This is a genomic window from Actinomadura verrucosospora (assembly GCF_039540335.1).
GTDB lineage: Bacteria > Actinomycetota > Actinomycetes > Streptosporangiales > Streptosporangiaceae > Spirillospora > Spirillospora verrucosospora.
In genome coordinates, this window is record NZ_BAABEV010000009.1 from 13,789 (window position 1) to 27,521 (window position 13,733).

Genomic DNA, 13,733 nt, shown 5'->3' on the forward strand with positions numbered 1-13,733 from the left:
ACGCCTTATACCGATATGACCACCGTGCAGTGGGTCGAGGAGTCCTGCACACCAGTCACCGACGCTCACAGGGACGAGAGGGATGGCAACGGGAGCGGATCGAGCACCCACCGAGCGCGCCGCGCTGGAACGCGCCTTCTGGGTCTGGCTGATCGTGGCGATCGTCGGCGGCGGCGCCTGGCTCGGAGCACTTCTGGCCGTGGACCAGGGCTCGCGGACCGTCGTCGCCGTGGGCGGCGGCGCGGGGACGCTCCTGGTGAGCCTCCTCGCCGGGACCGCGGCCTACTACGCCGAGTGCGCGCGAGCCGCCCGCGCCCGGCTGGCCCGGGTCGAGGGCGAGAGCGACCTCCTGGAGCGCCGGCTCCACGAGCTGGTCGACGGTCCCCTCCCGGCGCTGATCGAGCGGCTCCACGCCGGAGCCTCGCCGGACGAGACCCTGACCGAACTGCAGGCCGTCCCGAACCACCTGCTGGGCCGCCTGGTGCGCCTGGTCGCGGAGGGCGTCGCCGCGAGCGAGCGGCACGCGTCCCGGGCCGAGGCCGAGCTGGCCGCCCTGGAGGAGGAGGTCGACCGGCTCGCCGACTCGACGCTGCCCGTCCTCATCGAGCGGATCCGCGGCGACCGCGCCTCGGCCGCGTCCGTGCTGGCCGAGTTCCCGGCGCCCGCGCACGCCGCGCTCGACCGGCTCCTGCGCGCGCTCGCCGACGACGTGGCCGCCGGGGAGCGCACCCGGGCGGCGGCCATGGCGGCCTCCGCCGCCGCGGCGGCGCGGATCCAGGCGCAGACGACCCGCATGCTCGCCCAGCTCCGGGAGCTGGAGGACCGCTACAGCGAGGACGACGTCTTCGGCGACCTGCTCGACCTCGACCACCACGTCTCCCAGATGGGGCGCCTCGCCGACAGCATCGCGCTGCTCAGCGGCGGGCGCTCGGGGCGTCGCTGGACCAAGCCCATCGTGCTGGAGAGCGTCATCCGCGGCGCCATGGGGCGGATCGCCTCCTACCAGCGCGTCCAGTACCACTCGACCAGCACCGCCGCCATCGCCGGCTTCGCCGCCGAGGGCGTCATGCACGCGCTGGCCGAGCTGATGGACAACGCGGCCAACTTCTCCCCGCACGGCTCGGCCGTGCACGTCTACGCGGAGGAGGAGGACGCCGGGATCGTCATCACGATCGAGGACAGCGGGCTCGGGATGCGCCAGCGCGAGCGGGAGCGCGCCGAGCGGCTGGTCTCCGACGCCGCCGACCTGACGTCGCTGCCCGGCACCCGGCTGGGCCTCGCGGTGGTCGGGCGGCTGGCGGGCAAGCACGGCCTGCGCGTCAACTTCCGGCCGTCCTCGCGCGGCGGCGTCGGCGTCGTCGTGCTGATCCCGCGCCAGCTCGTCACCCACTCCGTCGGCGCCGCCGGCGCGGGAACCCTGGCGGAGTCCATCCGCAGCGCGCCCAGGAGCACCGGCGCGCGCGCCACCCGGCCCGCCCGCGAACCCGCCCCGGCCCTGGCCGCCGCGGCGGCGCCGGCGGCGCCCGCGGCGGACGGCTCGGACCCGGCGGCGTACCTGCCCAAGCGCCGCCGCGGCGCCACCCTCACCGACATGGTGGAGCCGCAGGCGGCCCCGCCTCCCCTCCCCCGCGACCCCGGGGCGCGGTTCGCCGCGTTCCGCGCGTCCACCTCGGGGAGCCACCGAACGACCGGCGGCGCCGAGACCGGCGCCGACCAGGAGGACCCGTCCACCGGAGTCCCCGATCAGTAGGGCGCATGGCCCGGCGCGCCGTCCCGCGGACGGCCGCCGGCCGACCGGTCCCGGCGGCCTCGTCCGGACCGCAGGATCGACAGATAGGAGGCAGGGGCCCGCGTCTGCGGCGGACGCAGCCCCGTGATCTCGATGAGCACCGATGAGCGCCGACTCGACTGGCTTCTGACGTCCCTCGCGGAACGGACGCCCGGCGTCCAGCACGTCCTGGTGCTGTCCAGGGACGGTCTGAAGATCTGCCACACGCCCGGCCTCGACGACGACCGGGCCGACCAGCTCGCGGCCATCGCCTCGGGCATCCAGAGCCTGTCCATGACCGCCTCCCACGAGTTCGGCCGGGGCGTCGGCGCCGGCCAGTCGATGGTGGAGTTCGCGGGCGGGCTCCTGCTGATCATCCCGGCGGGCGAGGGGGCGCACCTGGCCGTCGTGGCCCGCGACGACGCCGACGTCGGCCTGGTCGGGCACAACATGAACGAACTGGTGGAGCAGATCGGCGGCTACCTGACCGCGGCTCCGCGCACCTCCGTTTCGAGATGAAACCGCGCCCCCTGGACCTCGACGATCCGGACCGGCTCTACACCGTGACCGGTGGCCGCAGCCGGGCCGGGGACGCGGACCTCGATCTCGTCACGCTGGTCGTCGCGGAGAACGACCCGGCGCCGGGCATGCAGTCCGAGCACGTCGCGATCCTGCGGCTGTGCCGGAACGAGCCGGTGGCCGTGGTCGAGCTGTCCTCCCATCTGCGGCTGCCGGTGAGCGTCGTGAAGATCCTTCTGCTCGACCTGCGCGACACCGGCCACATCACCGTCCGCCATCCGACCTCGGCCACCGCGACCACCCACCTGGCCGACCTGGACACCCTGAAGGAGGTGCTCGATGGACTCAAAGCCCTCTGACCGCGCACCGGAGCCCGCGACCGCGCCCGCGGGCGGCGTCCCGCTGCGCAGCAGCGTCCGGGACGCGCTGAAGATCGTGATCGTGGGCGGGTTCGGCGTAGGGAAGACCACCATGGTCGGCTCGATCTCCGAGATCCGCCCGCTGAGCACCGAGGAGGTCATGACGAAGGCCGGCGTCGGCATCGACGACCCGAGCGCCGTCGCCGACAAGCGGACCACCACGGTCGCCTTCGACTTCGGCCGGATCTCCCTGGACGCCCACCGCGTGCTCTACCTGTTCGGCGCCCCTGGCCAGCAGCGGTTCTGGTTCATCTGGGACCAGCTGTTCTCGGGCAGCCTGGGCGCGGTGGTGCTGGTGGACACGCGCCGCCTGGAGGAGTCCTTCTACCCGCTCGACCGGCTGGAGCACCACAAGATGCCGTTCGTGGTGGCGGTCAACCGGTTCGAGGGCCCCGAGCCGCGGCCCTCGCTGGACCTGGTCCGCGACGCGCTGTCGCTCCCCGCGGACGTCCCCCTGGTCGACTGCGACGCCCGGCAGCGCGAATCCTCCAAGAGCGTGCTGATCACACTCGTCCGGCACCTCACCACCCTCCACGATCCCGCCACGCTCCAGGAGGCCGCGCAGTGACCGACGAGACCGTCCGGCCGCCCGCCGACGAGAACGCCGTCCGCCTGTACGGGGAGGAGTTCGACCAGCGGCCGAAGGACTTCTTCGAGCGGATGCGGCGCGAGCACGGCCCCGTGGTGCCCGTCCTGCTCGAAGGCGACATCCCCGCCTGGTACGTGATCGGGTACCGGGAGGTCAACCACGTCACCGGCAACCCCGGGCTGTTCGCCCGCGACACCCGCCGGTGGAACGCCTGGGACATGGTCCCCGAGAACTGGTCGCTGCTGCCGTTCGTCGGCTGGAACCCCTCGGTGATGCTCGCCGAGGGCGAGGAGCACCACCGGCGCAGCGCGGCGATCAGCGACGCGCTGGACGCCGTCGACCGCACCGAGCTTGCGGGCATCAGCGAGCGCGTCGCCGACCACCTGATCGACGAGTTCGCCGGGGACGGCGAGGCCGACCTCGGCACCCAGTTCGCCGACCGGCTCCCCCCGATGGTGATGGTCGGGATCTTCGGCGTCCCCGACGCCGAGGTGCCGGACATGATCCGCGACATCCAGGCCGTGGCGGGCTCCGACGAGACCGCCGTCGCGGCCTACCAGCGGCTCCAGGAGACCATGCGCCGGCTGGCCGAGACCCGCAGGGCGCACCCCGGCCCGGACGTCACCTCCCGCCTCCTCCAGCACCCCGCCGGCTACACCGTCGACGAGCTGATCAGCGACCTGATCCCCATGCTCAGCGCCGGGACGCTGCCCACCGGCCACTGGATCGGCAACACGCTGCGGCTGATGCTGGTGGACGACCAGTTCGCCGTGACCCTCCAGGGCGGCCGCGGCAGCGTCACGCAGGCCCTCAACCAGGTGCTGTGGGAGGACACGCCGTCCCAGAACAACATCGGCCGCTTCGCCGTGCGCTCCTGCGAGCTGGCCGGCCGCAAGATCCGTCCGGGCGACATGCTGATCCTCGGCTGGGCCGCGGCGAACGCCGACCCCCAGGTCCAGCCGCCCGCGCAGGGCGCCGGCGCGGGCAACCGCGCCCACCTGTCGTTCGGCCACGGCGACCACGGATGCCCCTACCCCGCTCCTGAACTGGCCGAGGTCGTCGCCAGGACCGCGGTCGAGGTCCTGCTCGACCGCCTGCCCGACATCGAACTCGCCGTCAAACCGGACGAACTCCTGTGGCTCCCGTCCTTCTGGGTCCGCCGCCTCGCCGCCCTCCCCGTCAAATTCACCCCCACCCTGTCCCCCCACTGACCCCACGGTCGCCGTCCGCCGGGGTGAGCGTCCCGGCCTGAACACAGAAGGGGCCTCGCCCGGGAACATACCTATGGGTATGGTTCCATACCATGGAGTATGGAAACGGGATCGTGCGCCGCGTGCGGGACCTCGCGCCGACGCTCGCCGAACGCGCGCCGGCCGCCGAGCGGGCGCGGCGGCTGCCCGACGAGACCATCGCCGACCTGGCCGCGACCGGGCTCTTCGAGATGCTGGTGCCGAAGCGGTTCGGCGGGGCGGAGCGCGGGTTCGAGGAGATGGCGGCGGCGTGCCGGGAGGCGGGCGCCGGATGCGCCTCGACCGGGTGGCTGTCGGTCATCTACACGCTGCACAACTGGATGGTCGGGCTCTTCCCGGAGCGGGCGCAGGCCGAGGTCTGGGCGGACCGGCCGTACGCGCTGATCCCGTGCGTCCTCGCGCCGACCGGGACGGCGGCCCCCGCGGACGGCGGGCACCGGGTCACCGGGCGCTGGTCGTGGGGCAGCGGGGTGATGCACGCCGGGCACGTCATGGTCATGGCACTGGTCACCGCGGGCGACGCGATCGAGCCGCGGCTGTTCCTGCTGCCGCGCGAGGAGGTGGCCGTCCACGACGTCTGGCACACCAGCGGGATGCGGGGCACCGGCAGCAACGACATCGAGGTGGCGGACGTGTTCGTCCCGGAGCACCGGTCGGCGCCGCTCGCCGACCTGGCGGAGGGGCGCTCGCCCGGGTCCCTCGTCCACTCCGGGGCGCTCTACCGGACGCCGCTCGTCCCCGTGTTCGCGCTGACCGGCGCCGCGCCCGTGCTCGGCGTGGCCGAGGGCGTGCTGGCCCGGTTCGCCGAGAGGACCCGGAGCCGGGTGACGGCCTACTCCGGCGAGCGGCAGCGCGAGACCACCGGCGCGCAGATCCGGCTCGCGTCGGCGACCGCGGACCTGGCCGCCGCCCGGCTGCTGCTGGAGGACGCGCTGCGCGGCGTCGTCCGCGCCGTGGCGGAGGGGAACTGCGACCTGCGGTGTCGCGCCGGGGCCCGGCTGGCGGCCGCGCATGTCGCCGGGACCGCGCGGCGGGTCGTCAACGACCTGTGCTCGGCGGCCGGGGCGAGCGCGCAGTTCACCGACTCGCCCTTCCAGCGGGCGCAGCGGGACGTGAATACGATCTCCGGGCACGTGGTGTTCGAACCGGACGCGGCGTACGCCCTCTACGGCAGGATCGAACTGGGCCTGGACCCCGGCCCGGTGACCCTGGTGTGACGGCGTCCGCGCGGCGGAGACGGGAGGTGTGATGACGGCCCGCACGAGGGCGGCGCGGCCCAGGGTGGCGCGGCGCGACTGGATCGAGGCCGCCTACGGGGAGCTGGCCCGCGCCGGCGAGCGCGGCGTGGCGATCACCACGCTGGCGGCCCGGCTCGGCGTCACCAAGGGCAGCTTCTACTGGCACTTCCGCGACCGCCCGGAGCTGATGCGGGCGCTGCTGGACCGGTGGGCGCACGAGCGGACCGACGAGGTCCTGGGGCTGGCGCTCGGCAGCACCGCCGATCCGCGCGAGCGGCTGCGCCGCATCCAGGCGCTCGGCCGCGAGGTCGCCCCGGTCGACCGGGCGATGCGGCTGTGGGCCCAGGACGAGCCCGCGGCGGAGGAGGCGGTGCGGCACGCCGACCGGGCGCTGCTCGGGCACATCGCCGCATGCCTGGAGGACCTGGGGTTCGACGAGGAGGAGGCGTTCCTGCGGGCGCAGCTGATGCTGCGGGTCTGGGCCGGCGGCTACCTCGTGCCGGGGACCGGCCCCGACCCCCGGGAACGCATGCTGGAAATCCTCCTCGCTCCCTAGTCCCGCTCCCGGCGGACGAAGCCGTGCCGCGCCAGCACCTCGGCGAACTCCCGCCCGGCCGGGGTGAGCTCCTTGCCGAGGCCCCGGCACGCGGTGCAGCGCTCCTCTTCCGGCTCGTCCGGGCGGGCCCTCATGTGATCGTCGATGGCGCGTTCCACGGCGGTCACGATGGCGGGCTCGGCGGCCGCGACGCGCTCGGGCGGGACGCCCGGGACGGGACGCCACTCGTGGGCGCGGCGGGCGGCCTGGGCGACCGCGATCAGCTCGCCGGCCCGGCGGTGCCAGGCGAGCCACTGCTCGTTCGGGGTGCTGCCCGTCCCCCCGCACACCGCGCAGTCGTCCTCCAGCGCCTCCAGCAGCCGCGACAGGAGCCCGGCGCTCGCCGCCCGGTCACCCATCCGGTCACCTCGCGCTGGCTTCACGAATCCCTGTCCGTTCACGGTCGCGTCGGCCGGGCCCCGCCGGGCCCCGCCGGGCCCACCCTCTCGTACGCGCCCCGGCGCCGCGGGGTTCGGATCCGCGCCGGTCGTCGCGGCGCGTCGGGCGCCTCGATGTCCGGAACCGGACACCGTCCACCGGTTCGCCGGGGCGGGTCGCGCGGCCGTCGGGCCCGTCGCGGACCGCCCCGTCGCCATCGGCCGGCACCCTCGCGCCGCCGGGCGTTTCCGCCCGCCGCCGCAGGCCGCACCGGACGCGGCCGTGCATCGCGCCGGTCCGAGCCTCTATCGTGGTACCGCCCGCGACCGTACCGCCCGGCCCAGACCGGGGGCGGCGCGGCGGGGCCACCGGGGGCGAGTGAGATGCCGCCGGCGGGGACTCCGTGCGAAAGGCTGGGGTGTGAGTCAGCGACGACCGCGGCCGTCAGGCGAAGAGCAGGCGGGAGCAGGACACGGCGCCGTCCCGGACGACGTCGCCGTCGCCGTGGAACGCGTGCTGAGCTCGACGGCGCTGCTCTGGAACCGCGCCGACCAGGGCCTCGAACCCGCCATCTCGCCGATCCAGCTGCGCGCCGTCGAGGTGATCGCGCGGTTCGGCCGGCCGAACCTCGGCGGGCTCGCCGAGGAGCTCGGCGCGATCCCCTCGTCCACGAGCCGGCTCTGCGACCGGCTGGAGGCGGCCGGGCTGATCGCGCGGGAGACCGCCCGCGTCGACCGCCGCGAGATCGTGCTGCGGCTGACCGACCAGGGCGAACGCCTGCACGCCGAGCTGGTCCGGCGGCGCCGCGCGGCCGTGCGGGACGTCCTGGCGCAGATGTCGCCCGCCTCCCGCGGGCGGCTGCTCGACGCGCTCACCGAGTTCGGCCAGGCGAGCGAGCGGGGCGAGCGCGGCGGGAGGGGGATGCCCGGGTCCCGGACGGCTTGACCGCCCTCCGCCCGACCCGGCGCGAACCCCTTCTCCCGCGGCTCGATATCAAGTATTTGCCATACGGCAAACTCTTTGGCAGTCTTCCCCTGCGGTCCTGCGTCCGAGACGCGGCGGACCCGATGGCAGAGCCGCATTCCCGCGGTTGGACGGCCGGTCGAGGGGGGCACGGCCGTTCCCGCGGTCCGGCGTCCCAGAACCGGACCGCGCGGGGGACGCGGCCGCGTCCGGCGCGTCGGCAGGCAGTGATGAGATGGGGTCGCAATGAGTACGCACGGCCGCCCGGCCAGGGATGAGCACGGCCGCCCGGCCAGGGATGAACACGGCCGCCCGGCCAGGGATGAGCACGGCCGCCAGGCCGGGGTCGGGCAGGGACGCCCCGGCGGAGGCGGGGGAAGGCGCACGGCCAGGGTCGAGCGGGCGCTGCGCGCCGCCCCGGCGTACGCACTGCCCGAGGTGCTGGCCGCGACGCTCTCGCGGGAGTACCCCGCCGTCTCCACCGCCCGGCTCCTGGTCTGCGACTACCACTCGCGCGCCCTCATGCCGGTCGCGCCGCTTCTGGCCACGCCCCACCCGGACAGCTTGGCCCTGACCGTTCCGGACGCCGAGGTGGCGGCCGCCGAGGAGGCGGCCGAGGAGGGCGTCGAGGCGATCGGGATCCGGCAGAGCCCTGCCGGGCGGTCGTTCATCACCGGCCGCGTCCTCGCGTCCCCCGAGGGGGACGGTGACGAGGCCGCCGAGACCGTGACCTATCTACCGGTCCGCGCGCGCGGCGAGCGGATCGGCGTCCTGGAGCTCACTTCGTCCGGCCCCTGGAGCGCGGACGATGTCGGCGAGCTGGCCGAGATCGGCGAGCTGGTCGGCAGCGCGCTGAAGGTCGCGTGGAACCGGACCGACCGGTACGAGCGGGCCAGGAGGCGGCACCGCCTCACCCTCGCCGCGGAACTGCAGTGGCAGCTCCTGCCCGGCCACGCCCACGCGGACGACTCGTTCAGCCTCGCGGGCCATCTGGAGCCGGCCTACTCGATCGGCGGCGACAACTTCGACTGGTCCGTCGAGCACGACCATCTGGCGCTGACCGTGACCAACGGCTCGGGCACGGGCATCAACGCGGCCCTGCTGACGTCCCTGACCGTCGGCGCGCTGCGCAACGCCCGCCGGTCCGGCGCCGACCTCGGCGAGCAGGCGAGCCTGGCCAACGACATGGTGCACGTGCGGCACGGCGGCCGGGAGTTCACCGAGACCCTCGTCATGCGGATCGACCTCGCCGACGGGACCGTGCACGTCATCGACGCGGGGTCCCCGAGGATCCTGCTGCTGCGCGGCACCGAGGTGACGGCGGTGCCGCTGGAGCAGCAGATGCCGCTCGGCATGTTCCCCGACACCGAGTACCGGCCCCAGCGCTTCCCCCTCGAACCCGGCGACCGGCTCGTCATCGTCAGCGACGGCGTCTTCGCGGCGCGGGCCCCGTCCGGCGAGTACGGAACGCACGCGCTGGAGCAGGCCACCCGGCGGAGCCGGCTGCAGCCCGCGGCGGAGGTCCCGCTGACCGTGATCGACGAGCTCATCGAGTTCCACGAGGGCGCCGACCTGGCCGACGACGCCGTCGTGGTGTGCTTCGACTGGCACCGGCCGTCCGGCGGCTCCTCGCCGGACCCGCGCGGCGAGGCCGTGCGCGGCGGGTCCGCGATCTGACCGGGACCGCTCGCGGAGCGGCGGCCCGGGGGCAGTAACCTTCCGGTTACTTGACAGCGAGGAACCGGGAGAGCGCCGATGGGCGAACTGACCGCCGCGGAGACCGTCCGCGCCGCCGACAGGATCATTCACGGTGTCGGGTCGCGGTGGATGCTGTCGCGCAGGACGGCGGAGCACGGCAAGGAGCAGGGGTACGGCAATCCGTTCGCGTACTACTTCGCCGGGCGCGGCGGGGTGCTCGGCGACGTCGACGCCGACGTCGTCGCGGCGGCGCTCGGCTGGTTCGAGCCGGGGTTCGTCCGCCCCCAGTGGGAGGAGGGCGTCGCGGTCGCCGGGGCGCGCGAGGCGACGCGGCGGTACGCCCTCGGATGCGCGGCCTGGGGCGAGTCGCACCTGCCGGACGACCCGCGCCTGTGCGAGCTGGCCGAGCGGGTGGCGCGCGCCGCCGAGGGGTCGGGGCTGCCGCTATTCTGCGGCTGGCGCGCCGAACCGCTGCCGGACGGCTCCCGGGCCCGGCTCATGCAGCTGGTGCAGGTGCTGCGGGAGCTGCGCGGCGGGCTGCATCTCGTCGCGACGACCTCCGTCGGGCTCTCCCCGCTGGAGGCGATCCTGACCCAGGACGGGCCCGACACCGCGCGCTTCTTCGGCTGGCAGGGCGACCTCCCCGACTGCGCGGCGCTCAGGCCGCGCCGGGCGGAGGCCGAGGAGATCACCGACCGGCTGTCCGCCGCCGTCTACGAGCGGGCTCTGTCCCCGTCCGAGCGCGCCGAGTTCGCGGAGCGGATGGGCGCGGTCGGCGCGGCCGTCCTGCGCTGAGCGGTTCCGCGGAACACCCGGTGCACCGGTCGAAGGACGGCGCCCCGTTCACGCTCCGCGCACCCCCCGTGTTTCGCGGGACGGGCGGCGGGTAGGTCGGCGGCGGGCCGAGCCAAGAAGGGCGGTGGGACGTGGGCGTTCGCACATGGATCGAGTCGTGGCCCGTCTACCGCCAGTTCACCGGCGACGACCCCCTCGGGCGGGGAGCGGCGTCCAAGAGCGCCCGCACCGAGCGGATCAGGCCGCGGGTGAGCACCGCCGACGAGGTCGTGAAGTCCGTCTGCCCCTACTGCGCGGTCGGCTGCGGGCAGGACGTGTACGTCAAGGACGGCAAGGTCACCCAGATCGAGGGCGACCCCGACTCACCGGTCAGCCGCGGGCGGCTGTGCCCGAAGGGGTCGGCGAGCCTCCAGCTGACGACCGGGCCGGCCCGCGAGCACCGGGTGCTGTACCGACGCCCGCACGGCACCGGGTGGGAGCCGCTCGACCTCGACACGGCCATGGACATGATCGCCGACCGGGTGATCGAGGCCCGCCGGCACGGCTGGCAGTGGGAGCAGGACGACGTGCGGGTGCGGCGGACGCTGGGCTTCGCGAGCCTCGGCGGCGCCACGCTCGACAACGAGGAGAACTACCTGATCAAGAAGCTGTTCACCGCGCTCGGCGCGGTGCAGATCGAGAATCAGGCCCGCATTTGACACTCCTCCACCGTCCCCGGTCTGGGGACCTCGTTCGGACGCGGCGGCGCGACCACCTTCCAGCAGGACCTGCAGCACGCGGACTGCATCGTCATCCAGGGCTCGAACATGGCCGAGTGCCATCCGGTCGGGTTCCAGTGGGTGATGGAGGCGAAGGCGCGCGGGGCGAAGCTGATCCACGTGGACCCGCGGTTCACGCGGACGAGCGCACTCGCCGACGCGCACGTCCCGCTGCGCGCGGGAAGTGACATCGCGTTCCTCGGCGGGATCATCAACTACGTCCTGCGGAACGAGAAGTACTTCCGCGACTACGTCGTCCCCTACACCAACGCGTCGGTGATCCTCACCGAGGAGTTCCGCGACACCGAGGACCTGGACGGCGTGTTCTCCGGCCTGGACCCGGAGAAGCGCGGCTACGACCACCGGACGTGGCAGTACGAGGGCATGGAGGTCCAGGCCGCCTCCGGCGAGCGCGACATGGAGTACGAGGACCGCGTCGGGCCTGTCGAGGAGGCGGCGCGCGGCGAGGCGCACGGTTCGGGCGGCGCGGCGATCGGCGTGGGCGACCCGGAGCGGGACCCGACGCTGGAGCATCCGCGGTGCGTGTTCCAGGTGCTGAAGCGGCACTACGCGCGGTACACGCCGGAGATGGTCGAGCGGATCTGCGGCGTCCCCCGCGACCAGTTCCTCAAGGTCTGCGAGATGGTCACCGAGAACTCCGGCCGCGACCGGACGACCGCGTTCGCGTACGCGGTGGGCTGGACGCAGCACACGGTCGGGGTCCAGTACATCCGCGCGGCGTCGGTGCTGCAGGGGCTGCTCGGCAACATCGGCCGCCCCGGCGGCGGCATCCTGGCGCTGCGCGGCCACGCGTCCATCCAGGGTTCGACGGACATCCCGACGCTGTTCAACCTGCTGCCCGGCTACATCCCGATGCCGCACGCCCACGGCAACGAGGACCTGGACACGTTCATCGAAGCGGAGGCGGCGCGCAAGGGCTTCTGGGGCGACATGCGCTCCTACATGGTCAGCCTGCTGAAGGCGTACTGGGGCGACGCGGCGACGGCCGACAACGACTACCGCTTCGACTACCTGCCGCGGCTGACCGGATCCCACAGCACCTACGAGACCTCCATGGCGCAGATCGACGGGGTGTGCAAGGGCTACTTCCTGATGGGCGAGAACCCGGCCGTCGGGTCGGCCAACGCCAAGATCCAGCGGCTCGGGATGGCCAACCTCGACTGGCTCGTCGTCCGCGACTTCTCGCTGATCGAGTCGGCGACGTGGTGGAAGGACGGCCCGGAGATCGAGTCGGGCGAGATGCGCACCGAGGACATCGGCACCGAGGTGTTCTTCCTGCCCGCCGCCGCGCACACCGAGAAGGACGGCAGCTTCACCAACACGCAGCGGATGCTCCAGTGGCACCACAAGGCCGTGGAGCCCGCCGGGGACACGCGCAGCGACCTGTGGTTCACCTACCACCTCGGCCGGATCATCCGGGAGAAGCTCGCCGGGTCCGCCGACGACATGGACCGGCCGGTCCTCGACCTCACGTGGGACTACCCGACCAGGGGCGATCTCGCGGAGCCGGACGCCGAGGCCGTGCTCGCCGAGATCAACGGCCGGGACGCGGACGGGAACCCGCTGTCGTCCTACACGCAGCTGAAGGACGACGGGTCCACCTCGTGCGGCTGCTGGATCTACTGCGGCTGCTTCGCCGACGGCGTCAACCAGACGGCGCGCCGCAAGCCCGGCAAGGACCAGAACTGGGTGGCCCCCGAGTGGGGCTGGGCGTGGCCGATGAACCGCCGCATCCTCTACAACCGGGCGTCCGCCGACCCGGACGGCAAGCCGTGGAGCGACCGCAAGGCGCTCATCTGGTGGGACGCCGAGGAGGGCAAGTGGACGGGCCACGACGTACCCGACTTCATCGCCGACCGCCCGCCCGACTACAAGCCCCCGCGCGACGCGACGGGTCCGGACGCGCTCGCCGGCAACGACCCGTTCATCATGCAGGCCGACGGCAAGGCGTGGCTGTACGCGCCCGCCGGCCTGACCGACGGCCCGCTTCCGACGCACTACGAGCCGCAGGACTCGCCGTTCCAGAACGCGCTGTACAAGCAGCAGCGCAACCCCGTCCGGCATTTGTCGCCGCCGCATCCCGACAACCGGTACGCGCCGAGCGGCACGGAGCCGGGGGCCGAGGTCTACCCGTACGTGGCGACGACGTACCGGCTCACCGAGCACCACACGGCGGGCGGCATGTCGCGCTGGCAGCCGTACCTGGCGGAGCTGCAACCGGAGTTCTTCTGCGAGGTCTCGCCGGAACTGGCGGCCGAGCGGCGCCTGGAGCACGGCGGGTGGGCGACGATCGTCAGCCCGCGCGCCGTCGTGGAGGCGCGGGTCCTGGTGACCGAGCGCATGTCGCCGCTGACCGTGGACGGCCGCAAGCTCCACCAGGTCGGACTGCCCTACCACTGGGGCCCGAACGGCTACAGCCGCGGCGACGCGGCCAACGAGCTGCTGCACCTGTCCCTGGACCCGAACACCCACATCCAGGAGGCGAAGGCGCTGTCGGTCGACATCCGCCCGGGCCGCCGCCCGCGCGGCCCCGCCGCCCCCGCCCTGGTCCGCGAGTACCAGCGACGAGCCGGCATCACCGACCAAACCGGAACTGAGTTGTAGGGCTTTTCTCTCCTCCTTCGGGCCTGGCGGCCCTCCATCGTCGAGAAACGCGGGCGATCGCCGGCATCGCTCCGACTCGCCCAGAGGCTCGCTGCGCGATCAGGTTCTCGCGAGCTCGAACCTGCCTTCGGACGCGAT

12 protein-coding genes are annotated in these 13,733 nt (G+C 73.9%); 11 read left to right on the forward strand and 1 reads right to left on the reverse strand.

From position 1 onward, the window contains the following. Positions 1-82 precede the first annotated feature (82 nt). The 7 genes from ABD944_RS12780 (at position 83) to ABD944_RS12810 (ending at position 6,339) form a co-directional block, all read left to right on the forward strand. Positions 83-1,750: a sensor histidine kinase gene (locus tag ABD944_RS12780; RefSeq protein ID WP_345175648.1), complete on the forward strand. Its 1,668-nt coding sequence runs from the start codon at positions 83-85 to the stop codon at positions 1,748-1,750. 132 nt (positions 1,751-1,882) lie between these two features. Then, positions 1,883-2,287, forward strand: a complete 405-nt coding sequence (locus ABD944_RS12785) for a roadblock/LC7 domain-containing protein (RefSeq protein ID WP_345175650.1) — start codon at positions 1,883-1,885, stop codon at positions 2,285-2,287. Continuing rightward, entirely contained in the window at positions 2,284-2,646 is a 363-nt protein-coding gene (locus ABD944_RS12790) for a DUF742 domain-containing protein (protein ID WP_345175651.1), read from the forward strand. Before ABD944_RS12785 ends, ABD944_RS12790 begins: the two co-directional genes overlap by 4 nt. Beyond that, positions 2,627-3,274: a GTP-binding protein gene (locus tag ABD944_RS12795; protein WP_345175653.1), complete on the forward strand. Its 648-nt coding sequence runs from the start codon at positions 2,627-2,629 to the stop codon at positions 3,272-3,274. The genes ABD944_RS12790 and ABD944_RS12795 overlap by 20 nt, the downstream gene beginning before the upstream one ends. Further along, complete coding sequence (locus tag ABD944_RS12800) at positions 3,271-4,506, forward strand: cytochrome P450 (RefSeq protein WP_345175656.1); 1,236 nt, start codon at positions 3,271-3,273, stop codon at positions 4,504-4,506. Before ABD944_RS12795 ends, ABD944_RS12800 begins: the two co-directional genes overlap by 4 nt. Positions 4,507-4,598: 92 nt before the next feature. Then, the gene (locus tag ABD944_RS12805) at positions 4,599-5,762 is read left to right on the forward strand and encodes an acyl-CoA dehydrogenase family protein (protein WP_345175658.1); all 1,164 of its coding nucleotides are present in this window, start codon (positions 4,599-4,601) and stop codon (positions 5,760-5,762) included. Between the two features lie 31 nt (positions 5,763-5,793). After that, complete coding sequence (locus tag ABD944_RS12810) at positions 5,794-6,339, forward strand: TetR/AcrR family transcriptional regulator (RefSeq protein WP_345175660.1); 546 nt, start codon at positions 5,794-5,796, stop codon at positions 6,337-6,339. Here the strand turns inward: ABD944_RS12810 and ABD944_RS12815 are convergent. Beyond that, complete coding sequence (locus ABD944_RS12815) at positions 6,336-6,737, reverse strand: hypothetical protein (protein WP_345175661.1); 402 nt, start codon at positions 6,735-6,737, stop codon at positions 6,336-6,338. The two genes, ABD944_RS12810 and ABD944_RS12815, sit on opposite strands and share 4 nt — an antisense overlap. Before the next feature lie 439 nt (positions 6,738-7,176). Here ABD944_RS12815 and ABD944_RS12820 point away from each other — a divergent pair, with 439 nt between their 5' ends. From ABD944_RS12820 to fdh, 4 genes are all read left to right on the forward strand, one after another. After that, positions 7,177-7,701: a MarR family winged helix-turn-helix transcriptional regulator gene (locus ABD944_RS12820; protein WP_345175664.1), complete on the forward strand. Its 525-nt coding sequence runs from the start codon at positions 7,177-7,179 to the stop codon at positions 7,699-7,701. 264 nt (positions 7,702-7,965) lie between these two features. Next, entirely contained in the window at positions 7,966-9,396 is a 1,431-nt protein-coding gene (locus tag ABD944_RS12825) for a PP2C family protein-serine/threonine phosphatase (RefSeq protein WP_345175666.1), read from the forward strand. A gap of 78 nt (positions 9,397-9,474) precedes the next feature. Further along, the gene (locus tag ABD944_RS12830; protein ID WP_345175668.1) at positions 9,475-10,212 is read left to right on the forward strand and encodes an SCO6745 family protein; all 738 of its coding nucleotides are present in this window, start codon (positions 9,475-9,477) and stop codon (positions 10,210-10,212) included. 131 nt (positions 10,213-10,343) lie between these two features. Continuing rightward, positions 10,344-13,595: a formate dehydrogenase gene (gene fdh / locus ABD944_RS12835; protein ID WP_345175670.1), complete on the forward strand. Its 3,252-nt coding sequence runs from the start codon at positions 10,344-10,346 to the stop codon at positions 13,593-13,595. Positions 13,596-13,733: the final 138 nt, after the last annotated feature.